The following is a 23,953-nucleotide window of genomic DNA, read 5'->3' on the forward strand; positions in this document are numbered from 1 at the left end:
GAGTTTCTAGAAATGTTGAACCGACTTCTCTCTGGCGACTACCCGCGCAGCAAGGTGCTGGCGGTGATCCTGGTGGCTATCCTCATCGGGCTGGCGTTTGCCCCGTTCCTATTCCCGGGCGTCAAGGCGCTGTCGGTGGCGGCCAAGGTGCTGATCTTTGTGGTGCTGGTCGCCAGTTTTGACCTGCTGCTGGGCTACACCGGCATCGTGAGCTTTGCGCACACCATGTTCTTTGGCATCGGGGCCTATGGCATCGCAGTGGCCACCACGCGCCTGGGTCCCACCTGGACGGCGCTGGGCGTGGGCATTGGTGGCGCGCTGCTGCTGTCCCTGCTGCTGTCGCTGGCGGTGGGGCTGTTCTCGCTGCGCGTGCGCGCCATCTTCTTTGCCATGATCACGCTGGCGGTGGCCGCTGCGTTCCAGACGCTGGCCTCGCAGCTGTCCGACATCACCGGCGGTGAAGACGGCCTGACCTTCAAGGTGCCCGAATTCCTGTCGCCCAGTTTCGAGCCCTTCGAAGAGCCCTTTCTGGGCGTGACCATCGATGGGCGCCTGATCTGCTACTACCTTCTGTTCGTCACCGCGGTGGCGCTGGTGCTGGCCCTGCTGCGCATCGTCAACTCGCCGTTTGGCCGCGTGCTGCAGGCCATCCGCGAGAACGAATTCCGTGCAGAGGCTATTGGCTACCGCGTGGTGGTGTACCGCACCACATCGAGCGTGCTGTCTGCCCTGTTCGCCACGCTCGCGGGTTGCATGCTGGCGCTCTGGCTGCGCTACAACGGGCCGGACACTTCGCTGAGCTTCGAAATCATGATGGACTGCCTGCTCATCGTGGTGATCGGTGGCATGGGCACCATCTATGGCTCTGCCATCGGGGCGGTGCTCTTCCTGGTGGCGCAAAGCTACCTGCAAGACTTGCTGCGGCTAGGCAGCGAGGCTGCCACGGGTCTGCCCTGGCTGTCGGCACTGCTCTCGCCCGACCGCTGGCTGCTGTGGCTGGGAGTGCTCTTTGTTCTTTCGGTCTATTACTTCCCTACCGGTGTGGTGGGGCGTCTGCGCGCGGCAGCTGCGCGCAAGGCGGGGTGAGCGGCCCCGGCCGCGCCGGGTGACCGGCGTGGCCTGGGTGTGTGGGTGAGCTGTGCAACCAGAAGCAAAGAAAAACTCCAGGAGACAAGCACATGAAGATGAACATCAAGACCCCCCGTTTCCGTCCCGTTTCTCGTCCCCTTTCCCATCCGTTCCTGCCCGCAGCGCTGGCCGCTGCGGTGCTGGCTGCCTGCGGTGGCAGCAGTGGCGATAGTGCCGCCCCCAACACCAAGCCCGGCTACCTCGGCACCATCAGCGAGACCACGTACGACGGCGCCAGCAATGACCTGCTCACGGCGGGCCTGGGAGCCACGGGCCTGGCCGCTGCCGCGCCCCCTGCGTTTGCTGATCCCCTCAAGCCCACGGCGGCCGAGCTGCGCCGCACGGCCATCCACACCAACTACCGCGCCATGCTCGACATGACGGCAGCCGGTGGTTACGGCACGCTCTACGGTCCCAATGTGGATGCGCAGGGCAAGGTCACCACTGGTGAGGGCAAGGTGCCCGGCACCGAATACATCGCGTTTGCCGACGACGGCACGGGCCGCAAGAACGTCACCCTCATGGTGCAGGTGCCCGCCAGCTTCGACCCCAAGAAGCCCTGCATGATCACCGCCACCACCTCGGGCTCGCGCGGCGTGTACGGCGGCATTTCCACCGGAGAGTGGGGCCTCAAGAAGGGCTGCGCCGTGGCCTACTCGGACAAGGGCACGGGCGGCGCGCCGCATGACCTCATGAACGACACCGTGCCGCTGATCGACGGCACACGCACCACGGCCGCCGCAGCGGGCAAGGCCGCAGCCTTCAACGCAGGTCTCACGGCCACCGAGCTGGCCGCCTTCAACACCGCCACCCCCAACCGCTTTGCCTTCAAGCACGCCCACTCGGGCCAGAACTCTGAGAAGGACTGGGGCACGAGCACGCTGCAGGCCGTGGAGTTTGGCTATTACGTGCTCAACCAGCGCTACGGCGCCACCGACGCAGCGGGCCAGCGCCTCAAGACGCTGACCCCGGCCAACACCATCGTCATCGCATCGAGCATCTCCAACGGCGGTGGCGCGGCCATTGCGGCGGCCGAGTTGGACACGCAGGGCCTGATCAGCGGCGTGGCCGTGTCCGAGCCCGCCATCGAGATGCCCACCAACCCCGGCGTCACGGTACGCCGTGGCAGCGCCGATGTGGCTGTCACCGGCAAGACGCTGGTGGACTTCACCACCTACGCCAACCTCTACCAGGCCTGCGCGTCGCTTGCGCCCTCGGTCAGCACCAGTCCGTTTGCCGCCGCGTTTGCGGCCGGGTTTGCCAGCGCTGCGTTGCCCATAGCGCCCAACCGCTGCGCGTCGCTCAAGGCGGCAGGACTGCTCACTGCCAGCACCATGCCCGCGCAGGCCGAAGAGGCATTGCAAAAGCTGCGCGCCTACGGTTGGGAGCCCGAGTCCAACGACCTGCATGCCTCCATGGCGGCGTTTGAAGTGTCCCCCGCCGTGGCCGTGACCTTTGCCAGCGGCCTCTCGCGCGCCAGTGTGCAGGACAACCTCTGCGGCTTCAGCTACGCCGCCACGGCGGCCACCGGCGGGGTTATGCCGCTGGCCGCCGCTGCATTGCCAGGCATGTTTGCCACCGGCAACGGCGTGCCTCCCTCGGGCGGCATCAACCTGGTCAACAACCTTGGCAAGTTCGGGCCCGCGCGAGACTTCCTGTCGGTGTCGGATGCCGGTGTAGCCGACTGGAACCTGAGCGGCGCGCTGTGCCTGCGCAACCTCGTCACCGGCAATGACGCCGCCGCCAAGAAGCTGCAGGCCGGTGTGGACGAAACCCGCCGCAACGGCAACCTGCGTGGCAAGCCCACCGTCATCGTGCACGGCCGCGCCGATGCGCTGCTGCCGGTGAGCCACACCTCGCGCCCATACGCCGCGCTGAACAAGAAGGTCGAAGGCGCCGCCAGCAAGCTCAGCTATGTGGAAGTGGCCAACGCCCAGCACTTCGACAGCTTTATAGGCCTGCCCACGGTGCTGCCGGGCTATGACAGCCGCTACGTGCCGCTGCATGTGTACCTGAACCACGCGCTCGACGCCGTGTACGACCACCTCGCCAGCGGCAAGGCGCTGCCCGCCAGCCAGGTGGTGCGCACCGTGCCGCGTGGCGGCACACCGGGCAGCGCCCCGGCCATCACCGCCGCCAACGTGCCGCCGCTGGCTACCACGCCTGCTGCCGCCAACGCCATCGCCATCACGGCGGGCGCCATTGCCATCCCCGACTGACCCAAGGAGCTTTGCCAGACGACACACCGTCACCGCCGCCCACCGGGCACGCGTGGGGGCCATCGGCCCTTGCGCCGCCCGTGGGCGCGGCTGCAAGCAACACAAACAGGGGATGAACCGAATGGACAAGGTCAAGACATGGAGCCGCCGTGCGGCGGCAGCACTGGCGGTGCTGTGGGGCGGGGCCACGGCGCCCTTGCTGCACGCCGCCGAGATTGTGGTGGGGCAGGTGGCACCGCTCACCGGAGTGCTGGCCAGCACTGGCGCACAGATGGTGCTGGGCGGCAAGATCTACTTTGACTGGGTGAACGCCCAGGGCGGCGTGCACGGCGCGACCATCCGCCAGGAGGTGGCCGACGACGCTTACAAGGTGGCCGACACCGTGAAGCTCACCCGTGAGATGCTGGCCAAGCCCGAGGTGGTGGCGCTGTATGGCTTTGCGGGCACGGCCAACATCACCCAGCTGCTGGCAGACGGCGTGTTGCAAGAGGGCGGTGCGGCGCTGGTGGCGCCTTACACGGGGGGCGAATCGCTGCGCAACCCGTTCAACCCTTGGATCTTTCATGTGCGCGCAGGCTATGTCGATGAGACCGAGCACATGGTGCAGCAGCTCACCACCCTGGGCATGAACCGTGTGGCCGTGATGTACCAGGACGACGGTTTTGGCAAGGCGGGCCTGGCGGGGGTGGAGGCTGCCTTGGCCAAGCGCAACCTCAAGCTGGTGGTAGCAGCAGGCTACGAACGCAATACCGACAAGGTCGATGAAGCCGTCAAAGCCATCAAGGCCGCCGATGTGCATGCGGTCATCATGATTGCGGTGAACAAGCCTGCGGCGGCCTTTATCCAGCGCTACCGCGAGCAGGGCGGCGGCGCTCAGCTGTACAACATCTCGGTGGTGGACCCGACCGAGCTGGTCAAGCTGGCGGGCCTGAAAAACGCGCACGGCCTGGGTATCAGCCAGGTGGTGCCGTACCCCTACCGGCCCCAGTTGCCAGTGGTGCGTGAATACCAGTCGCTGCTCAAGAAATACGCCCCCGAGGCCGAGGTCAACTACACCAGCTTCGAGCAGTTTCTGGGCGCCAAGGTGCTGGTCGAGGCCCTGCGCCGTGCCGGGCCCGCGCCCACGCGCGCCAAGGTCGTCAAGGCCCTGGAGTCGCTGCAAAGCTTTGACCTCGGCGGCATCACGCTGGGCTACTCCCCCACCAACCGCATCGGCTCACGGTATGTCGAGGTCACTGTCATTGGCAGCAATGGTCGCCTCATGAAGTGAGCCGCCGATCCTTTTTTATTCTCTGTTCCACAAGGTCGCCATCATGTCCCCCACCTCGCGCTACCTCACCTGCGCTGGCTATGAAATCCACACCACGGAGTGGGGTGCGCCCGACGCGCCGGTGGTGATTGCCTGGCACGGCCTGGCGCGCACCGGGCGCGACATGGACCCCCTGGCCGCCCACCTCGCGTCCCGCTACCGCGTGATCTGCCCCGACACCCTGGGTCGGGGCCTGAGCCAGTGGGCGCGTGCACCGCAGGACGAGTACCGCCTGTCGTTCTACGCGCGCATTGCGGCCGATCTGTTCGACCAATTGGGCGTGGAGAAAGCGCACTGGGTGGGCACGTCGATGGGCGGGGCCATCGGCACCGTGTGCGCCTCGGGTTTGTTCGAGCCGCAGCTCAAGGGCCGCATCCAGAGCCTGCTGCTCAACGACAACGCCCCGCGCCTGGCCGACGCCGCGCTGGAGCGCATCAAGGCCTACGCAGGCCACCCGCCCGCGTTCGACACGGTGCGGGAGCTGGAGGCGTTTTTTCGGCAGGTGTACACGCCCTACGGCTGGCTCAGCGATGCGCAGTGGCGCCTGCTGACCGAGAGCAGCACCCGCCGCTTGCCCGACGGCCGCGTGACGCCGCACTACGACCCGGCCATGGTGCAGCAGTTCACCCACCACACCAACGACTACCTGATCTGGGACCATTACGACGCACTCGACATCCCCGTGCTGTGCCTGCGTGGCGAGGAGTCTGACCTGGTGCTGCGCGACACCACCGCCGAGATGCTGACCCGGGGCCCCGGCGCACGTGGCCTGGCGCAGGTGGTGGAGGTGCCCGGCTGCGGCCACGCGCCCGCGCTCAATGTGCCGGAGCACTACGCACTGGTGGATGGCTTTCTGGCCCGCGCATCCTGAGCGGACAGCGGGGAGCTGCGCAGCGTTGAACGGGAGGGCGCGGCGCAGTACATTGGGCTCAGTCCACTGAACCCGTTGCCATGAAACCTCTGCTGCTCATCGCCTCGCACCTGCTCACCCTGGTCATCGGGTTTGCGCTGGGTGTGTATGTGCTGCCGATCCTGATCGCGCCCGACGCCCCCACGCTGCAGCAAATCCAGTCAAGCCAGCCCGCTGCGCAATGGACTGCCACGTTCCGCCGTGACCTGAAAGACAGCGACGCCCTGCACTGGGGCGAAGGCGCCGTGTCCATCAGCCCGCAGGCCATCAGCCTGGTGGGCAAGCTGGCCCCGGGGCCGGACTACAAGCTCTACCTGTCGCCCGAGTTTGTCGAGACCGAGGCAGACTTCAAGCGCCTCAAGCCCCAGATGTTGCGTGTGGGCGATGTGAAAACGTTCAACAACTTCATCGTCCCGCTGCCGCAGGGCGTGGACCCGGCCAAGTTCAACACCGTGATCGTGTGGTGCGAAACCTTCAGCGAGTTCATCACCGCTGCGAAGTACCAATAACCAGGGGAGGGACGAAAGCAGGTGTCACTGGCCGATCTGCGCCAGCGCAGCCTGCAGCCCCGCCAGTCCGCCCACGCGCTGGTTGTTGATAAAGATCTGTGGCATCTGCCGCACCGAAGGCCCGCACTTCGCATAGAACGCCAGGCGCTCGGCCTCGTCGTCGATCTTGATTTCTTCAAAAGGCAGCGAACGCGACTGCAGCAGCTTCTTGGCCGAATCGCATTGGGGGCAGGCGGATTTGGAGTAAACGGTGATTTGAAAAGTCATGGGCAGAGTTTACGGGTGGCCCATGGCAGGCGCTCGCGCCGGGCTTTCGCCGCAACAGCGCTGGTGGTGGCAGAATACCAATTGGTTTGTTTTGTGACCAATTGGTAATCTATGCACTTCTTCTTATCCTGCTTCCGCCGCTGCGCCTGGTTGGGGCTGGCCGTGTTTTTGCTCGCCTTGAGTGGCTGCTCGTCCACCCGCCCGCCCGAGGGCATCACGCCCGTCACCCCGTTTGACCTAGCCCGCTACGAGGGCCGCTGGTACGAAGTCGCGCGGCTCGACCACTCATTCGAGCGCGGCATGACGGATGTGAGCGCCACCTACCAGCGCCAGGCGGACGGCAGCGTGCGCGTGCTCAACAGGGGTTTTGACACCAGCAAGAACGACTGGCGCCAGGCCGAGGGCAAGGCCCTGTTCACGGGCGATGCCAACGCCGCCTCGCTCAAGGTGTCGTTCTTTGGCCCGTTCTACGGCGGCTACCACGTGGCCGCGCTGGATGCCAACTACCAGTGGGCCCTGGTGGTGGGGCCGGACCGCAGCTACTGCTGGATCCTGTCGCGCACCAAGCAGCTGCCCCCTGACGTACGCGAACAACTCATCGCCCGTGCACAGGCGCTGGGTATCGACACCCAGGCGCTGATCTGGGTGACCCACGAACGAACCGACCCACAACCATGAGCCTTGCTACGCCACAAACCATCGCCGTCATTGGCGCAGGCCTGGCGGGCTTGTCGTGCGCGCAGGCGCTGCAGCAGGCGGGGCACACGGTGCATGTGTTCGACAAAGCCCGGGGCCCGTCTGGCCGTATGAGTACCCGCCGCGCCGAAGATGACAACGGCCCCTGGCAGTGCGACCACGGCGCCCAATATTTCACCGCCCGCGACCCTGCCTTCCGCGCCGAGGTGGCCCGCTGGCAGCAGGCCGGTGTGGCTGCGTTGTGGAATGCCCGGCTGGCCAGCTTTGACGGCAACGCTTGGTCCACCCCGGCCACCCCGCTGGAGCGGTTTGTGGGCACACCGCGCATGACGACGCCCGCAGCCTGGCTGGTGCAGCACCTGGGCGAGCCTGCGCTGGCGCAGTGGCAAACCACCGTGCAGCGGCTGGACCATAGCGAGGGCGGGTGGACCATCACCTCGGCAGAACATGGCCCGCACAGCCCGCGTTACAGCGCAGTGCTGCTGGCCGTGCCCGCCCCGCAGGCCGCGCCCTTGCTGGCCCCAGTGTCCCCCGCAGGCGCCGCCTTGGCCGCCAGCGCACGCATGCGTGGCAGCTGGGCGGTGATGCTGCGCTACGCCAGCCCCGTGGCCCTGCCGTGGGAAGGTGCGTTCATCAACACCGGCCCCTTGCGCTGGGTGGCGCGCGACAGCAGCAAACCCGGCCGCACGGGGCAAGAAACCTGGCTGCTGCACGCCAGCCCTGAATGGAGCGAAGCCCATATCGAAGACAGCGCCGAGGCGGTCACCACCGCATTGCTCACTGCCTTTGCCGCCCTGGGTGGCCCCGCACCTTTGGCCGCCACCGCCCACCGCTGGCGCTATGCCGACACCGAACCCGCGCTCATGCAGGGCAGCTGGTGGGATGCGCAAATGCGCCTGGGCCTGTGTGGCGACTGGTTGCACGGCGGCAAGGTCGAAGGCGCGTGGCTCAGCGGGCGTGCGCTGGCGCAGCAGGTGTTGAAGCCTGCGTAACCAACCCACAGGTCCGCCATGCGCATGCGCAAAAAATCAGACCTTCCGCAGAAGACCTGCCAACACTGCGGCCTGCCCTTCACTTGGCGCAAGAAGTGGGAGAAGGTGTGGGATGAGGTGAAGTACTGCTCTGACCGCTGCCGCAGTGAACGCAAGCGCAGCGGCACTTCGCAAGGCGTGGCAGGGGAGGACACCGCATGAGCACCGTGCTGTTCTGGTTTCGCAACGACCTGCGGCTGCACGACCAGCCCGCGCTGCACGCAGCGCTCACCAGCGGGGCTACCCATCTGCTGCCCGTGGCTTGCCTGCCTGCCTCTGATGAGACCACCCCCTGGGGCTTTGCCCGCGTAGGCTCCCACCGCCGCGCCTTCACCGCCGCAGCGCTGCGCGGGCTGCATCAACAGACGAGCGCACTGGGCAACCCGCTGTTGGTCTGCCAGGCCCCACCCGCCACCGCCTTGCCACAACTGGCCCAGGCCTTGGGGGCCACCACCGTGGTGTGCGAAGACATTCCCGCCCCTTACGAACAGGCGGAAGTCGCCGCCCTGCGCGCGGCAGGCCTGCAGGTGCGTAGCGTATGGCACAGCAGCCTGCTGCACCCGGCCGACATGCCCTGGCCTGCCTCTGACCTGCCCGGTGTGTTCACCAGCTTCCGCCAGAAGGTCGAGCGCGCAGGCATCACCCCCGCTGCACCACTGCCCGCACCCACCACACTGCTGCCGCCGCCCCAAGTGCCTGGGCCCGTGCTGCAAGCCGTGGGCGCAGAGCAGGGCGCTGCCAGCATCCAGCAACCCACACCGCCCCAGGGCACCGATGCCCGCTCGTCCTTCCCCTACGGCACGCCTGCTTGCGATGGCTGCGAGGCCGCCGCGCTGGCCCACCTGGCGCAGTACCTTGCCCGCAAGCTGCCCCACAGCTACAAGGCCACGCGCAACGGGCTCACGGGGCTGGACTACTCCAGCAAGTTCTCGCCCTGGCTGGCCACGGGGGCAATCTCGCCGCGCCAGATCTATGCCGATCTAAAAACCTTTGAGCGCGACCACGGCGCGAACGATGGCACCTACTGGCTGTGGTTTGAGCTGCTGTGGCGCGACTACTTTCGGCTGCTGCACCTGCAATACGGCGCAGCGCTGTACCGGGTGCGAGGCCTGTCAGAACTACCGCCCGCCCCGCACAACCCGCGCGGCTTTGACCACTGGTGCCGGGGCGAGACCGGCGAGCCACTGGTCGATGCCGCCATGCGCGAGCTGGCCGCCACCGGGTATCTCAGCAACCGCCTGCGCCAGGTGGTGGCCAGCTATCTTCTGTACGACCTGCACAGCGACTTGCGCGCTGGCGCCGCTTGGTTCGAATCGCAACTGGTGGACTACGACGTGTACAGCAACCAGTCCAACTGGCTCTACATCGCCGGGCGCGGCACCGACCCGCGCGGGGGCCGCCGCTTCAACCCCATCAAGCAGGCGCAAGACCACGATGCCGACGGCAGCTACCGCCGCATGTGGGGCACGGCATGAGCACGCCACAACCCTCTACCCCACAGCGTGCCCACACGCTTCGCCTGCTTCTGGGGGACCAGCTCAACCCCGAGCATTCATGGTTTGCCACGCCGGACGAAGGCGTGGTCTACGTGCTGATGGAAGTGCGGCAAGAGACCGACTATGTGCTGCACCACGCGCAAAAAATCCTCGCCATCTTTGCCGCCATGCGCGATCTGGCCCGGCATCTGCGCGAGGCGGGGCACCGCGTGCGCTACGTGGCGATTGACGATGCGAGCAACCGTCAGTCGATGCCCGACAACCTGGCCGCCCTCATGGCGCACTACGGTGCGCACACGCTGCAATACCAGCACCCCGACGAATGGCGGCTCGACGAGCAACTGCGCACCTGGGGGGCACAGCAAAGCTTTGCCGTGCAGGCCGTCAGCAGCGAGCACTTCTACACCACCCGCACCGAAATGGCCGAGGTGTTCAAAGGCCGCAAGCAGTGGCTCATGGAGCACTTCTACCGCCGCATGCGCCAGCGCCACAGCCTGCTGATCGACGCAGCGGGCGAGCCCGAAGGTGGCCAATGGAACTACGACCACGACAACCGCAAGCCCTGGCCCGGCACACCAGCACTGCCGCCCGACGCCCGCCCCACGCACGACCACAGCGCCCTGTGGGCCACCATCCAGGCCGCAGGCGTGCAGAGCTTTGGCAACCCGCAGGCCCATGCACTGCGCTGGCCGCTGAACCGCGCCGAGGCGCTGGCGTGGCTGGATCACTTCATCACCACCACACTGCCGCACTTTGGCGCGTATGAAGACGCCATGAGCACGAAGAGCAGCAGGCTTTTCCACTCCCTGCTGTCCTTCGCGCTCAACACCAAAATGCTGCGCCCGCACGAGGTGGTGCAACGCGCCCAAGCCGCCTACCACGCAGGCGCTGCACCTCTGCCTGCGGTGGAGGGCTTCATCCGCCAGATTCTTGGCTGGCGCGAATATGTGCGCGGCATCTACTGGGCCCACATGCCCGGCTACGACGAGCGCAACGCCCTGGGCCACAGCACACCACTGCCCGAGTGGTTCTGGACGGGCCAGACCCGCATGCGCTGCATGCAGCACGCCGTGGGCCAGTCGCTGGAGCATGCTTATGCCCACCACATCCAGCGCCTCATGGTCATCGGCAACTTTGCACTGCTGGCGGGGCTTGACCCGGCCGCCGTGCACCGCTGGTACCTGGGCGTGTACATCGACGCCTTTGAATGGGTGGAAGTGCCCAACACCGTGGGCATGAGCCAGTTTGCCGACGGCGGCCTGCTGGCCACCAAACCGTATGTGAGCAGCGCCGCCTACATCGACCGCATGAGCGACTACTGCGGCGGTTGCCACTACGACAAGAAGCTCAAGGTGGGTAAGCGCGCCTGCCCGTACAACGCGCTGTACTGGGACTTTTTTGCGCGCAACGAAGGCACGCTGGGTAACAACTTCCGCCTCGGCATGGTGTACCGCCAGTTGCAAAAGATGCAGGGCCCGCAGCTCGATGCGCTGCGCGAGCATGCGGCCAGCCTGCGCACGCGGCTGAATGCGCTATAGCCCGCTTGCCGAACCACCGCACGACACCTTCACCGCACGACCGCGCCATGTCTAACGCACAGCCCGCCGCAACGCCGTTCACTTCTTTGCAGTCCCTGCCCGAGGGCTACCGCGCCCTCGTCATCGGCTCCACCGGCGCCATCGGCAGCGCCTTCCTCGCCCACCTCCAGGCCGACCCTCGCTGCGCCCTGGCCGTAGGCCTGGGCCGCCACACCACCCCGGCAGTGGACCTGGATGACGAGGCCACCATTGCCGCCGCCGCCCACCAGCTCAAGGCCGAGGGTCCCTGGCACTGCATCATTCACGCCGCAGGTCTGCTGCACGGCCCCCACGGCATGCCCGAAAAGCGCCTGGGCCAGTTGAACTACGCGCAGATGGAAGCCACCTTCCGCACCAACACCTTCGGCCCCGCGCTCGTGCTGGCCCACTTTGCGCCACTGCTGCCCAAACAGGGGCGCGGCCTGCTGGCCGTGCTCTCGGCCAAGGTGGGCAGCATTGGCGACAACCGCCTGGGCGGCTGGTACAGCTACCGCGCCAGCAAGGCCGCGCTCAACATGCTGGTCAAAACGGCGTCCATCGAAGTGGCCCGCACCCACCCGCAGGCCGTGCTGGTGGCGTTGCAACCGGGCACCGTCAACTCGGCGCTGTCGGCCCCGTTCAACGGCGCAGAAATCGGCCGCCCGGCAGCAGATGCGGCGGGCGACATGCTGCGCGTGCTGGATGAGTTGCCGGTGGAGGAAACGGGTAGCTTTTATGCGTACAGCGGGGACAAGCTGCCATGGTGATGGCAGGGCGGTTTGCTATGATTTTGATACCGATGGTGCAATGCCAGCGGGCGGTGGCAGCCCTTTCTAGTCATATTTTTGTGATGTGACTGTTTTCCCGCTTGCACTAGCCTCGGTGGTTCAGCAAAAAATTTTTGGCGCAACCCCATCGAACCACGCCGCACGGGTGTTTCATGCTGCATCCATGGAGAATGCCGCATGCTTTCCTCCCCTTCTCATGACCTCAACCTGGTCGTCTCCCACACTACAGCCGCTGCCTCTTCCGTGAGTGATTGGGTGGCGCGGCACTACGGCCTACCAGTGCAGCAGTGCTACCTGATCCGCCGCAACCTCAACGACAACTACGCCGTGTGGGGCACGGATGGCAGCCGCTACGTGGCGCGGCTTTGTGCCATCCGGCCGCGTGGCGCGTTCAATGTGGATTTTGAGGTTGCGCTGCTGGCCCACCTGCACGCGCAAGGTGTGGGCGTGGCCACGCCGGTCTTGGCTGCGAATGGTGCTGCCAGCATTACCCTGCCGTTCCCTGAGGGCCCGCGTGCGCTGGTGCTGTTTCGCCACTGTGATGGCGCCGTGCCCGATACGCCCGAGGAACTGCATCTGACCGGCGCCACGCTGGCCCAGATTCACAGCGCCGCGCAAAGCTTCACAGGCCCCGCAAGCCGCTATGTGCTGGACGGCCACCACCTTGCAGGCCGCACGCTGGACTACCTTGCCGCCCATCCCGAGCTGGACCCTGCCGTGCTGGATGCCTACCGGCAACTGATTGAGCGCCTTCTGAGCGAGTTGGCGAGTGTTGAGGGCACCTTGACCCGCGTGATGTGCCACGGCGACACGCATGGCTTCAACAACCATGTGACCACCGATGCCGATGGTGTGCAGCGCGCCGCGTTCTTTGACTTTGACGACGCGGGGCCAGGATTCCTGACCTATGACCTCTGTGTTTTCTTGTGGTCGAACCTGCCCCGCAAGGCCCCCATGGAGCCCGACGAAGCCTTGCTCAAGCGCTGGCAGCAGTACCTGGCCGGCTACCGCGCAGGCGGCGGCCATATCACCGATGCCGACCTCGCCGCCTTGCCGCTCTTCGTGCAGTTGCGGCACCTGTGGAACATGGGGGAGGGCGTGGCGCGCATCCACCACTGGGGCGCCAACATGATGTCTGCCGACTGGATCAAGAAGCAGCCCGATGTGATGGCAGCTTGGGCCCGTCTGGAGCTGCCACCCGGCTGATGCGGCAATCTCCTCGTGCAGGCCATCCCTAAATCGCAGGGTAGCTGCCCGTGCCCCCCGGCCACGCCGTCAGCACCTCATAGCCGCTGTCCGTCACCGCCACCATGTGCTCCCACTGGGCCGAGAGCGACCGGTCCTTGGTCACCACCGTCCAGCCATCGGCCAGCTCCTTGGTTTCTCGCTGGCCTGCGTTCAGCATGGGCTCGATGGTGAAGACCATGCCCGCCTCCAGCCGCAGCCCCTGGCCGCGCCGCCCGTAGTGCAGCACTTGCGGCTCATCGTGGTACACGGTACCAATGCCGTGGCCGCAATACTCGCGCACCACGCTGAAGTTCTCGCGCTGCGCCACGGTGGCAATGGCGTGGCCCACATCGCCCAGCGTGGCCCCCGGCTTCACCGTGCGGATGCCTGCGCACAGCGCCTCGTACGTGGTGCGCACCAGCCGCTGGGCCAGCACGCTGGGCGTGCCCACGCAGAACATGCGGCTCGTGTCGCCATACCAGCCGTCTTTTTCCACCGCCACATCAATGTTCACGATGTCGCCCTTCTTCAGCACCTGCTGGGGCGAGGGGATGCCGTGGCACACCACGTGGTTCACCGAGGTCAGCACCGTTTTGGGGTACCCCAGGTAGCCCACATTGGCAGGCCGCGCGCCCTGCACGTTCACGATGTGGTCGTGGCACATGCGGTCCAGTGCGTCGGTGGTTACGCCAGGCACCACATGCGGCTCGATCATCGCTAGCACCTCGGCCGCCAGTTGTGCGGCCCGCCGCGCCATCACCAGTTCTTCGGCCGAGCGGATCGGCACCCCACGGTCAGCGCGCGCCATCAGTGCGGCTGCTTTCTGGCGCGTGCGGTGGGAGCGTCTGCAGCAGGCTTGCTGTCCAGCTCACCCCGCGCCGCCAGCGCCACATCCAGCCCACCCGCCAGCTCGGCCCGCACCAGCATCTGGCAAATCTCGCGGTGGTCCAGGTCGGGGTACATCTCGGCCAGCATGCCCACGCGCATCCAGTGCTCGGCCTGGGAGTTGATGGAACGGCTCAGCGCAGTGCTAGCCAGACGCAGGTTTTCGTGCATCTGGTCGGAAATTTTGACTATGCCCATGGGGTGCTGCCTTTATGCGAAACGTAATTGAATTGTATATGTTTTGCATATTTTCGGCACAGCATTGGAGACAACCGCCTGGGCGGCTGGTATAGCTACCGCGCCAGCAAGGCTGCGCTCAACATGCTGGTCAAAACGGCGTCTATCGAAGTGGCGCGCACCCAACCGCAGGCCGTGCTGGTGGCGCTGCACCCCGGCACCGTCAACTCGGCCTTGTCGGCCCCGTTCAACGGTGCAGAAATTGGCCGCCCGGCGGCCGATGCGGCGGGCGACATGCTGCGGGTGCTGAATGGGTTGCCAGTGGAAGAAACGGGCGGTTTTATGCGTGCAGCGGGGACAAGTTGCCTTGGTAGTCGCGCTGGCGTGAAAAGTGCATTGCTATCGTTTTGATACTGCATGTGCCCGTCTATCAGACGCTATCGGCCAATTTGGCCTCAAGGGTTTTTGAAGAGAACGGGTGCTGAAGGCAGAACGAAAGAGACCCCAGCGTTTCGACCTGCGACTGCAGTCATTGAGCCCTGCGTAGAGGTAGGTTGAATCGCAACTCACTCATATATTTTTCCGCAGTAGAGAAAAACTGCGAACTGCTTCCACGGGCTGCTGGTTGCCAGTCCTTGATGGGCACCAAAGTTGCTGTCCTCAGCCCACGCAATTGCTCCCTCCAGAAAGGACTCGATGGATGTGTTTTCCCATCCCCCGGCATCGCGTCCATGTGGCTCGGCGGTCTCATTCACGCGAGCTTCAACCGAGGCAATGCGGTCCTTCGCAAGTGCATGAGCAAAGGCTAAGAATGAGTCTTGATCTACAACGCGATCAAGTTGAGCTTGAAGATTCATCTTGGTACACAGGTGTGGCGTATTGTCGAAATGGCCCAGTCGCGATGCGGCTTGTACTTGATCAGGGAATGCTCCAGTCGCCGTTGGAGCAAAACTCACAAGCGGCGTTGGATTTTTGCAGGTTCTTGTTTAAAGGTTCTTCTTAGGAGGTTTCTGAGCGTACGCCGCCATATCGTTTTATCGTTTACTTGGCCGAAATCCCAAACTTCCTCACCCGATAAGCCATCGTCGCCCGGCTAATCCCCAACAACCGCCCCGCCAGCGCCACATTCCCCCCCGCGCTTTGCAGTGCCTGCCGCAGCATCTGCTCCTCCGCCTGATGCAGAGGTGCCACCACCGGCGCAGCGGCTGGCGTTTGCCCCGCACCAGCCCGTGCACTTGCTGCCGCAGCGGCTTGCGGAACTTGCATCGGAGTAGCCCCCACACCCGCCACCCCCTGCGCATGCAGCGTTCCCCCGCTGTTTCCCTGCAGGTGCAGCGACATCACCCCGCCGCCACTTTGCTCACCCCCCGCAAACAGGTGGTGCGGTTCGATCGGCTCCCCATCCGTCGCTAGGATCACCGCCCGTTCAATCAGGTTCTGCAACTCGCGGATGTTGCCGGGGAAGGGGTAGTGAAACATCGCCTTCACGGCAGCCTGGCTAAAGCCGGGCACCTGCCGCTGGTGCTTGCGCTGGTAGTGGGCCAGGAAGTGGCTCATAAGTAAGGGGATGTCGTCGCGCCGGTCGCGCAGCGGGGGCAGGTGGATGGGGAAGACGTTGAGGCGGTAGAACAAGTCTTCGCGGAAGGTGCCTTCGCGCACGGCCTGGCGCAGGTCCACGTTGGTGGCGGCCACCAGGCGCACGTCCACGCGCACGGTGCGGGTGCCGCCCACACGTTCTACCTCGCCTTCTTGCAGGGCGCGCAGCAGCTTGCCCTGGGCCACCAGGCTGAGCGTGCCGATTTCGTCGAGGAAGAGGGTGCCGCCGTGTGCACGCTCAAAACGGCCGGGGCGCGACGTGCCTGCGCCGGTGTAGGCGCCGCGCTCCACGCCGAAGAGTTCGCTCTCGACCAGCGTCTCGGGGATGGCCGCGCAGTTGATGGCCACAAAGGGCTGGCTGCTGCGCGGGCTGATGCGGTGGAGCATGCTGGCAAACATCTCCTTGCCCACGCCCGATTCGCCGGTGAACAGCACGGTGGCGGCAGTGGGAGCCACGCGCTGCAGCATGTGGCAGGCGGCGTTGAAGGCGGATGACGCGCCGACCATGGTGGCGTGGGCTGTGGGCTCGGCGGCGGTGCCTGCATCGCTGGATGCCGTCGCCTTGCCCGGTGGCACGCCCAGGTAGGTGGTGCGGGCCTTGCCCTGCGCCCCTGCGGGCGTGGAGCTGGGCAGCGTTGCGGGCGGGGTGCCCACAAAGTCCTGGGCGTTCAGGTAGAACAGGTCTTGCTCGGGGTCATCCCACAGTTCGGCCGATTTGCCCACCACGCGGCAGTGCGCCGCGCCGGAGGATCGGCAGTCCACCTCGCGGAATACGATCATGCGGCCAAACAAGGTGCTGACGTAGCCCGTGGCATAGCCCACCTGCATCCAGCACGCGGGCGAGCCGCCCACGCCGTAGGCGGCGATGTGTTCGTCGTCTTCGCTGGAGTTGTGCCAGATGAACTCGCCGTCGTATTCGCCCAGCTCGGCGTTGTAGCGGGCGTGCACCACCTCCACCTGCACCACGCCCTCCAGCGCGTGCAGGCGCGTGCCGGCCATGGCGGCGGCGGTGGGCTCGGCATCGGGCCACTGCTGGCGCACCAGGCGGGCGTCGCGCGCGCCGCTCACGTAGCCCGCGCGGGTGAGCAGGCCGCGTGCCTTGTCCAGACCAATGCTGTCGATCAGCTCGCGCCGCAGCGAGCCCAGGGCCTCGGAGTGCAGCAGGATCATGCGCTGGTCTTGCAGCCAGATACGCCCGTCGCCGGGGGAGAAGAACAGGCATTCGCTTATGTCGGCCACCGTGGGGTGGGTGTGCTGGCTGATGCCATGGGTGTCGAACCCACCCAGGGCGCGGGGGGCTTCGGCAGGCACGGTGCCCAGCAATGCCTGGCCTTGGCCCACGGCGGTGCGGTGCAGGTCGGCCAGAGAGACGCGGCGCTTCGGCATGGGGTTCTCCGGTTGTGGATCAGAAAGTGATCAAAAAGTGATCATTTGATCAATCTTTGCAGTGCCATTTGTTTATGAATGGTAACTATTTGGCTGCGAAAAGTCGCCCGTGCCAGCCGTGTTTTGGCCTAGGGAAAGTCCGTAGCGCTCCCTCTCAAAAAGCCCGTGTTTCAGGCGTTTTGGGGCTTGGTGGCAGGCAGGGCTGGTACGCCCGTTGCAATTTGAGGTCACACCGCCGCAGCCATGCGGTGGGTTTTGATTTCAACCAAGGAGCAATGCAATGGGTGTTTCAGAAAAACCAGGTCTGCTGGACAACCGCCTGTGGGCGGGCAAGGCCTTTGATGGTGCGTGGTCTACCGTGCTGAGCACGGCGCGTGATGCGCTCGAGCCCGCCACGGGCCAGGTGTTCAGCCGCGTGGGCATTGCCAGTGCGGCAGACATGCAGGCCGCCATTGGCCGTGCGCAGCAGGCGCAGGCCGCATGGGCGGCCACGGGGCCGCGCGAGCGTGCGGCGGTTTTCCACCGCGCGGCCAGCATTTTTGAGCAGCACTTTGACGAGCTGGCCATGACAGTCGCCCGCGAAACCGGCGGCATCGTGCCCAAGGGCCAGCACGAGGTGCGCGAGGCCATCACGCTGTGCCACCTGGCCGCAGCCTTGCCCATGCAGGCCCAGGGCCAGGTGCTGCCCAGCACGCCGGGGCGCCTGTCGATTGCGCGGCGCGTGCCGCACGGGGTGGTGGGGGTGATCTCGCCATTCAACTTCCCGCTCATCCTGGGCCTGCGCTCGGTGGCCCCGGCGCTGGCGCTGGGCAATGCGGTGGTGCTCAAGCCCGACACGCGCACGCCAGTAAGCGGTGGCTTCATCATGGCCCGCGTGTTTGAAGAAGCGGGCCTGCCCAAGGGCCTGCTGCAGGTGGTGCCCGGCGATGCCGAGGCGGGCGAGGCGCTGGTGGTGGACGAGCGCGTGCCCATGATCGCCTTCACCGGCTCGCCCACGGTGGGCCGCCGCATTGGCGCGTTGGCCGGGCAGCATCTCAAGAAGGTGTCGCTGGAGCTGGGCGGCGCCAACAACCTCATCATTCTGGAAGACGCCGACCTGGAGGCCGCCGCCAGCGCCGCAGCGTTTGGCGCGTGGTTCCACCAGGGGCAGATCTGCATGGCATCGAACCGCATCCTGGTGCACGAGTCGATTGCCGAAGGCATCCTGCAACGCATGGTGGGCAAGGCCACGCACCTGCCCGTGGGCGATGGCGCCAGCGGCCAAGTGGCCCTGGGGCCGATGATCGACGCCAAACAGCTGCAACGCTTCGACAAGCTCATCAAGGACAGCGTGGCCCAGGGCGCCAAGCTCGAAGCAGGCGGCACCTACGAAGGCCTTGGCTACAAGCCCACGGTGCTCTCGGGCGTCAAGCCCGGCATCCGTTCGTTTGACGAAGAGCCTTTTGGCCCCGTGGCCAACCTCGTCACCTTCCGCACCGATGAAGAGGCCGTGCAACTGGCCAACACCAGCCAGGGCGGACTGGCTGCGGCTGTTATCAGCCCTAGCGTGGGCCGCGCCATGGCCATCGGCCAGCGCCTGCGCGCGGGCATGGTCCACATCAACGACCAGACGGTGAACGATGAATGCACCAACCCCTTTGGCGGCCCCGGTGTGGGTGGCAACGGGGGCAGCGTGGGTGGTCCGGCGGACATTGATGAATACACGCAGTGGCAGTGGATCACGGTCAAAGACGCCCCCCCCGCATTCCCGTTCTGAAGTCGCACGCCCCCGGTGCGGCCTGGCCGCGCCGGGGGCTTGTACCCCCAATACAAAAAATCAGGAGACAAATTTCATGACCCTTCACAACAAAACCATCGTCGTCACCGGCTGCTGCTCCGGCATCGGCGCAGACTTTGCCAAGCTTGCCCGCCAGCAGGGCGCCCGCGTGATCGGTGTGGACCGCAATGCGCCCACGCTCACGCTCGACGGCTTTGTGCAGGTGGATTTGGGCGACCCGGCCGCCATCAACGATGCCGTGGCGCAACTGCCTGCCAAGGTGGATGCGCTGGCCAACATTGCGGGCGTGCCGGGCACATCGCCCGCCGAGCTGGTCGGCCGCGTCAACTACCTGGGCCTGCGGCACTTCACACACCGCGTGCTGGAACGCATGGGCGAGGGCGGCTCCATCGTCAATATCTCTTCCATCCTGGGGGCCGAGTGGCCCCAGCGCCTGGAGCTGCACCGCGCACTGGGCGCCACCACCAGCTTTGATGAGGGCGCGAAGTGGCTGGCCGCTCACCCCTTGGCGCAAGACACCTGCTACCAGTACTTCAAGGAAGCGCTGATCGTGTGGACCTACACCCAGTCGCAAAAGATCTTCCTGGAGCGCGGCGTGCGCATGAACTGCGTGGCCCCAGGCCCCGTGTTCACGCCCATCCTGGGCGACTTTGTACAGATGCTGGGCCAGGAGCGGGTGGAGAAAGACGCCCACCGCATGAAGCGCCCGGCTTTCAGTGACGAAGTGGCGCCGGTGATCGCCTTCCTGTGCAGCGACGCGGCACGCTGGGTGAGCGGCATCAACCTGCCGGTGGATGGCGGGCTCGCCTCCACCTACCTCTGAGCGAAGGGGCCACACATGTCCGCACAACAGCTTGAGGCCATCTTGCAGATGGCCGCGCAAAACCCGCCGCCACCACAAGCCACCCCCGCGCAGCTGCGTGCGTGGTTTGACGCCAGCAACTCGCGAATGCCCTTGGCCCAGGGGCTTCCCATCCAGACGCTGCGCATCCCCAACGGGGCGGGCGGCACCATGGCGGCGGAGCTGCTGAGCACGCCGCAGGCGGACCCGCGCAGGCTGGTCATCTACTACCACGCGGGTGGCTTTGTGTTCGGCTCGCTCACATCACACCGGGCGCTGTGCTCGTACCTCGCGCAGTTCAGCGGTGCACAGGTGCTCAACGTGGACTACCGCCTGGCGCCGGAACACCCCGCGCCCGCCGCGCACGACGATGCTCTGGCGGCCTACCAGTGGGCGCTGGCCAACGGCTATGCCGCGTCAGCCATCGCGCTGATGGGTGACTCGGCGGGCGGTAACCTGGCCTTGTCCACGGCCGTGCGTGCACGCAACCAGGGCCTGCCCCTGCCCGCGGCCATCGTCGCCTTGTCACCCGCGTTGGACCTGGCGTCCGAAGGTGTGTCCCACCACACGGTGGACGACCCGTTCATCACGCGCGAGCTCATGGGCTTTTTCAACGCCATGTACGTGCCCGGTGGCGATGTGCGTTCACCCACAGTCACGCCGTTCTACAGCGCCGATCTGCAAGGGTTGCCCCCTGTGCAACTGCAAGTGGGCGGCTGGGAACGCCTGCGCGACGACGCCGTGACCATGGCCGCCCGCTTGAAGGCGGCGGGCGTGCAAGCGGACTGCACCGTGTGGGACGGCATGGTGCATTGCTGGCAGCTTTTTGCGCCCGCGTTGGATGAAGCGCTGGCCTCGCTGGAGCAGGCGGGCCGGTTCATTGCCGCGCACCAGCGCACGGCGGTGGCGGCTGCTGCATAGCGCAGCGGCGTCCTCCAGCCCCAACCACCCCAAGGGCCGACGCATCGGCCGCGCCCCACCGGCACAGGCCGGGGCGCGAGCCTGCGCGCCACCCAGCCATGGCCTGCGCGGAGCCACAGAAAACCGATCGACATAACAACGAGGAGACAAACGACATGAAAACACTGCAGAGACTGAAAGCATCGCTCCCCAAAACAAGCCGCCTCGCCGCGCTGGCCCTGGCCAGCACGCTGGGTGCAGCGGCCTTCGCCACCGAGGGCGGGGGCTCCACCTACCCGCTGGGCACTGAGAACTTCGTGGCAGGCGCTGCGCCGCCGCCCGGGCTGTATGTGCTGGAGTACCTCAACTACTACACCACCAGCCGCGTGAACGATGGCCAGGGCAACGCCGTGCCCATCCCCGGCTTCAAGGTGCGTGCCGCCGCCGCTGCCACACGCGTGATCTGGATCACGCCCCAGCAGGCGCTGGGTGGCCATGTGGCGGCCCACGCCATCTTCCCGCTTGTGGACCTGTCGGTGCGCGCCGGGGGCGTGAGCGATTCGCGCACCGGACTGGGCGATGTGACGGTGGGGGGCTCGGTGGCCTGGCACCACTCCCCGCAGCTGCACAGCGTGGTGGGGCTCGATGCCGTGCTGCCCACAGGTGCGTATGACCGCACACGCCAGGCCAACATTGGCCGCAACTACCTGTCGCTGCAACCCCTGGGCGTGCTGACCTGGATGGACCCCAGCGGCTTCAACGGCGACGTGAAGGCCACCCTCAACTTCAACCGCACCAACAGCGACACCAACTACCGCTCTGGCCGCGAATTCATCGTGGACTACGCCGCAGGCTGGGGCCTGGGAAATGGCTGGGTGGTGGGCGTGGGCGGCTATGTGTACCGGCAGTGGAGCGACGACAAGGTGGGCGGGATGGCGCTGGCGGGATCGCGTGGCCGCAGCCAGTCCATTGGCCCGTCGGTGCGCTACGCCAACGGCAAGGGCTGGCTCATCACCGCCAAGGTGGAAAAGGAGTTCGGCGTGCGCAACCGCGCCCAGGGCTCGCAGTTCTGGCTCAAGACCACCATCCCTTTCTGAACCCCGCAACCGATCGCTGGAGAACTTCACCATGACAACCAACACCCCTGAATCCACGGTGCCCGCCGCAGACGCTGCGCAGGCCGCATCCCCCACCATCTCGCGCCGTGGGCTGATCGCTGCTGCAGGCGCTGGCAGCCTCGCACTGGCTGCCCGCCCGCTATGGGCCCAGGCCGCAGGCGCCGCGCCCGTGCTCAAGGTCGGCTTCATCAGCCCACGCACCGGCCCGCTGGGCGCGCTGGGCGAAACCGACACCTTCATCCTGGCCCAGGTGCGCAAGACGCTGGCTGCGGGTCTGACCATTGGCGGCGTGAAGTACGCGGTGGAGATTCTGGACCGCGACACGCAGTCCGACCCGGCCCGCGCGAGCCAGCTGGCCAAGGCGTTGATCAACAGCGACAAGATCGACCTCATGCTGACCACCACCACACCCGAAACGGTGAACCCGGTGTCGGATGCGTGCGAGGCGGCGGGCGTGCCCTGCCTGTCTACGGTGATGCCGTGGGAGGCCTGGTACTTTGGCCGGGGTGCCAAGCCCGGTGCGCCTTCGCCCTTCAAATGGACGTACCACTTCTCGTTTGGCGGCGGCAGCTTCACCACGTCGTACACGTCGCAGTTCGCGGCGTTGCCCACCAACAAGAAGATTGGCGTGCTGTACCCCAACGATGCTGATGGCAACGCCATCCGCGGCACCCTGGCGCCCGAGCTGGCCAAGGCGGGTTTCACCATCGTGGATGCGGGCCCGTACGAAAACGGCACCACCGACTATTCCGCGCAGATCGCCAAGTTCAAGGCCGAGCGCTGCGAGATCTTCAACACCTTCCCCATCCCGCCGGACTTCGCCACCTTCTGGCGCCAGGCAGCCCAGCAGGGCTACACGCGCATGGTGAAGATTGCGCAGATCGCCAAGACGGGCCTAGTGCCCTCGCAGGTGGAGGCCCTGGGCCCGCTGGCGCTGAACCTGGGCGCAGGGTGCTTCTGGCACAAAAGCTTTCCCTACGCATCGGCGCTCACCGGCCTGACCGGTGTGCAGCTGGCCGATGCCTACGAGGCCAGCACCGGCAAGCAGTGGACGCAGATGCTGGGCTCCACCATGTCGTTGTTCGATGCGGGCACCGAGGCGCTCAAGGCCAGCACCAACCCGCGCGACAAGGCGGCGCTGGCCAAGGCCATCAGCACGCTCAAGGCCACCACCATGCAAGGCCCGGTGGACTTTGCCAAGGGGCCTGTGCCCAACGTGTCGGTGACGCCCGTGGTGGGCGCCCAGTGGGTCCAGCCCGCAGCAGGCAGCAAGTTCAAGCTCGACCTCCTCATCACCGAGAACGCCACCGACCGCAACATCCCTGTGGCGGCGGTGCTCAAGTCCTATAGCTGATCTCATGCGCCATCCACAACCCCTTTGGAGCCCGCCAGCGGGCGGGCCACAGCAGCAGCCGTTGCTGCTGCAGGCGCAGGGCATCGAAATGCGCTTTGGTGCATTGACGGTGCTGGACCAGCTCGATTTTTCGGTAGGCACCGACGAGGCCGTGGGCATCGTCGGCCCCAACGGTGCGGGCAAGACCACGCTGCTGAACGTGCTGGCCGGGGCATACGCGCCCAGCCACGGCACCGTGTGGTTCCAGGGTGTGGATGTGAGCGCCCGCAGTGCCGCAGACCGCTGCCGCGCGGGCATTGCGCGTACCCACCAGGTGCCCCGGCCGTTCCTGGGCATGACGGTGTTTGAAAACGTGCTCACCGCCGCCACGCACGGCGCCGGCCTGCACGCACGCGATGCGGGTGACCGCGCCATGGAATGCCTGCACCTGTGTGGCATGCAGGCACTGGCCAACCGCCGCGCAGAGACGCTGGGCCTGCTGGGCCGCAAGCGGCTGGAGCTGGTGCGCGCGCTGGCCACGCAGCCCACCGTGCTGCTGCTCGACGAAATCGGCGGCGGCCTGACCGATGCCGAGGCCAGCGAGCTGGTGGACCTGGTGCGCACGATCCGCCGCCGCCGCATCGCCATCGTCTGGATCGAGCACATGGTGCATGTGTTGCTGCAGGTGGCCACGCGCCTGGTCTGCATGGACGGCGGGCGAATCATTGCCAATGGTGATCCGCAAGCCGTGCTGAACGATGCCACCGTGGTCGAGGCCTATCTGGGCGGGGTGGCCGCATGAGC

23 protein-coding genes and 1 pseudogene are annotated in these 23,953 nt (G+C 66.3%); 19 read left to right on the top strand and 5 right to left on the bottom strand.

The window, feature by feature from the left end:
* Window positions 1–12 precede the first annotated feature (12 nt).
* The 5 genes from KW832_RS06630 (at window position 13) to KW832_RS06650 (ending at window position 6,075) form a co-directional block, all read left to right on the top strand.
* Window positions 13–1,086 carry a branched-chain amino acid ABC transporter permease gene (locus KW832_RS06630; RefSeq protein WP_218299295.1) on the top strand — a complete coding sequence of 358 codons (1,074 nt, stop codon included), beginning with the start codon at window positions 13–15 and terminating at the stop codon, window positions 1,084–1,086.
* 92 nt (window positions 1,087–1,178) lie between these two features.
* The gene (locus tag KW832_RS06635) at window positions 1,179–3,347 is read left to right on the top strand and encodes a D-(-)-3-hydroxybutyrate oligomer hydrolase (RefSeq protein WP_218299296.1); all 2,169 of its coding nucleotides are present in this window, start codon (window positions 1,179–1,181) and stop codon (window positions 3,345–3,347) included.
* A gap of 112 nt (window positions 3,348–3,459) precedes the next feature.
* Complete coding sequence (locus KW832_RS06640) at window positions 3,460–4,617, top strand: ABC transporter substrate-binding protein (RefSeq protein ID WP_218299297.1); 1,158 nt, start codon at window positions 3,460–3,462, stop codon at window positions 4,615–4,617.
* Window positions 4,618–4,660: 43 nt separating this feature from the next.
* Window positions 4,661–5,527 (top strand): alpha/beta fold hydrolase, encoded by an 867-nt coding sequence (locus KW832_RS06645; protein ID WP_121419559.1) that lies wholly within the window; start codon window positions 4,661–4,663, stop codon window positions 5,525–5,527.
* Window positions 5,528–5,607: 80 nt separating this feature from the next.
* Window positions 5,608–6,075 carry a DM13 domain-containing protein gene (locus KW832_RS06650; protein ID WP_094287412.1) on the top strand — a complete coding sequence of 156 codons (468 nt, stop codon included), beginning with the start codon at window positions 5,608–5,610 and terminating at the stop codon, window positions 6,073–6,075.
* Window positions 6,076–6,099: 24 nt separating this feature from the next.
* On the opposite strand, the gene KW832_RS06655 is transcribed toward KW832_RS06650, so the two are convergent.
* Entirely contained in the window at window positions 6,100–6,342 is a 243-nt protein-coding gene (locus tag KW832_RS06655; RefSeq protein ID WP_055400446.1) for a glutaredoxin domain-containing protein, read from the bottom strand.
* A 111-nt stretch (window positions 6,343–6,453) separates the two neighbouring features.
* Here KW832_RS06655 and KW832_RS06660 point away from each other — a divergent pair, with 111 nt between their 5' ends.
* From KW832_RS06660 to KW832_RS06690, 7 genes are all read left to right on the top strand, one after another.
* Window positions 6,454–7,020 carry a lipocalin family protein gene (locus tag KW832_RS06660; protein ID WP_218299298.1) on the top strand — a complete coding sequence of 189 codons (567 nt, stop codon included), beginning with the start codon at window positions 6,454–6,456 and terminating at the stop codon, window positions 7,018–7,020.
* On the top strand, window positions 7,017–8,030 hold the full coding sequence (locus KW832_RS06665) for an NAD(P)/FAD-dependent oxidoreductase (RefSeq protein ID WP_218299299.1): 1,014 nt from the start codon (window positions 7,017–7,019) through the stop codon (window positions 8,028–8,030). Before KW832_RS06660 ends, KW832_RS06665 begins: the two co-directional genes overlap by 4 nt.
* A gap of 18 nt (window positions 8,031–8,048) precedes the next feature.
* Entirely contained in the window at window positions 8,049–8,231 is a 183-nt protein-coding gene (locus KW832_RS06670; protein WP_218299300.1) for a DUF2256 domain-containing protein, read from the top strand.
* Window positions 8,228–9,544 carry a DASH family cryptochrome gene (locus KW832_RS06675; RefSeq protein WP_218299301.1) on the top strand — a complete coding sequence of 439 codons (1,317 nt, stop codon included), beginning with the start codon at window positions 8,228–8,230 and terminating at the stop codon, window positions 9,542–9,544. Before KW832_RS06670 ends, KW832_RS06675 begins: the two co-directional genes overlap by 4 nt.
* Window positions 9,541–11,103 carry a cryptochrome/photolyase family protein gene (locus KW832_RS06680; protein ID WP_218299302.1) on the top strand — a complete coding sequence of 521 codons (1,563 nt, stop codon included), beginning with the start codon at window positions 9,541–9,543 and terminating at the stop codon, window positions 11,101–11,103. The genes KW832_RS06675 and KW832_RS06680 overlap by 4 nt, the downstream gene beginning before the upstream one ends.
* A gap of 47 nt (window positions 11,104–11,150) precedes the next feature.
* Window positions 11,151–11,888 carry an SDR family NAD(P)-dependent oxidoreductase gene (locus tag KW832_RS06685; protein WP_218299303.1) on the top strand — a complete coding sequence of 246 codons (738 nt, stop codon included), beginning with the start codon at window positions 11,151–11,153 and terminating at the stop codon, window positions 11,886–11,888.
* Between the two features lie 198 nt (window positions 11,889–12,086).
* Window positions 12,087–13,115, top strand: a complete 1,029-nt coding sequence (locus KW832_RS06690) for a phosphotransferase enzyme family protein (RefSeq protein WP_218299304.1) — start codon at window positions 12,087–12,089, stop codon at window positions 13,113–13,115.
* 28 nt (window positions 13,116–13,143) lie between these two features.
* Here the strand turns inward: KW832_RS06690 and map are convergent, their stop codons facing one another.
* Together map and KW832_RS06700 are read right to left on the bottom strand one after the other, a co-directional pair.
* Window positions 13,144–13,944, bottom strand: a complete 801-nt coding sequence (gene map / locus KW832_RS06695) for a type I methionyl aminopeptidase (RefSeq protein ID WP_218299305.1) — start codon at window positions 13,942–13,944, stop codon at window positions 13,144–13,146.
* Complete coding sequence (locus KW832_RS06700; RefSeq protein ID WP_094287431.1) at window positions 13,944–14,219, bottom strand: ParD-like family protein; 276 nt, start codon at window positions 14,217–14,219, stop codon at window positions 13,944–13,946. The genes map and KW832_RS06700 overlap by 1 nt, the downstream gene beginning before the upstream one ends.
* A 60-nt stretch (window positions 14,220–14,279) precedes the next feature.
* On the opposite strand from KW832_RS06700, the pseudogene KW832_RS06705 reads away from it, so the two are divergent.
* Window positions 14,280–14,572: pseudogene (locus KW832_RS06705) on the top strand (short-chain dehydrogenase); the annotation flags it as partial.
* 192 nt (window positions 14,573–14,764) lie between these two features.
* On the opposite strand, the gene KW832_RS06710 reads toward KW832_RS06705, so the two are convergent.
* The gene (locus tag KW832_RS06710; protein WP_218299306.1) at window positions 14,765–15,055 is read right to left on the bottom strand and encodes a hypothetical protein; all 291 of its coding nucleotides are present in this window, start codon (window positions 15,053–15,055) and stop codon (window positions 14,765–14,767) included.
* Between the two features lie 184 nt (window positions 15,056–15,239).
* On the bottom strand, window positions 15,240–17,180 hold the full coding sequence (locus KW832_RS06715) for a sigma-54-dependent Fis family transcriptional regulator (RefSeq protein WP_218299307.1): 1,941 nt from the start codon (window positions 17,178–17,180) through the stop codon (window positions 15,240–15,242).
* 280 nt (window positions 17,181–17,460) lie between these two features.
* Here KW832_RS06715 and KW832_RS06720 point away from each other — a divergent pair, with 280 nt between their 5' ends.
* The 6 genes from KW832_RS06720 to KW832_RS06745 all read left to right on the top strand — a co-directional run bounded on the left by KW832_RS06720 (window position 17,461) and on the right by KW832_RS06745 (window position 23,951).
* Window positions 17,461–18,936, top strand: a complete 1,476-nt coding sequence (locus tag KW832_RS06720; protein WP_218299308.1) for a benzaldehyde dehydrogenase — start codon at window positions 17,461–17,463, stop codon at window positions 18,934–18,936.
* 76 nt (window positions 18,937–19,012) lie between these two features.
* Complete coding sequence (locus KW832_RS06725; RefSeq protein ID WP_218299309.1) at window positions 19,013–19,780, top strand: coniferyl-alcohol dehydrogenase; 768 nt, start codon at window positions 19,013–19,015, stop codon at window positions 19,778–19,780.
* A 15-nt stretch (window positions 19,781–19,795) separates the two neighbouring features.
* Window positions 19,796–20,719, top strand: a complete 924-nt coding sequence (locus KW832_RS06730) for an alpha/beta hydrolase (RefSeq protein WP_218299310.1) — start codon at window positions 19,796–19,798, stop codon at window positions 20,717–20,719.
* Between the two features lie 155 nt (window positions 20,720–20,874).
* A complete protein-coding gene (locus KW832_RS06735) occupies window positions 20,875–21,795 on the top strand; it encodes a transporter (protein ID WP_218299311.1) in 921 nt (306 codons plus the stop codon).
* 31 nt (window positions 21,796–21,826) lie between these two features.
* A complete protein-coding gene (locus tag KW832_RS06740; RefSeq protein WP_218299312.1) occupies window positions 21,827–23,170 on the top strand; it encodes an ABC transporter substrate-binding protein in 1,344 nt (447 codons plus the stop codon).
* 4 nt (window positions 23,171–23,174) lie between these two features.
* A complete protein-coding gene (locus tag KW832_RS06745) occupies window positions 23,175–23,951 on the top strand; it encodes an ABC transporter ATP-binding protein (RefSeq protein ID WP_255577551.1) in 777 nt (258 codons plus the stop codon).
* The last annotated feature ends 2 nt before the right edge of the window (window positions 23,952–23,953 follow it).

It is taken from the genome of Acidovorax sp. sif0632 (assembly GCF_019218805.1).
Lineage (GTDB): Bacteria > Pseudomonadota > Gammaproteobacteria > Burkholderiales > Burkholderiaceae_C > Acidovorax > Acidovorax facilis.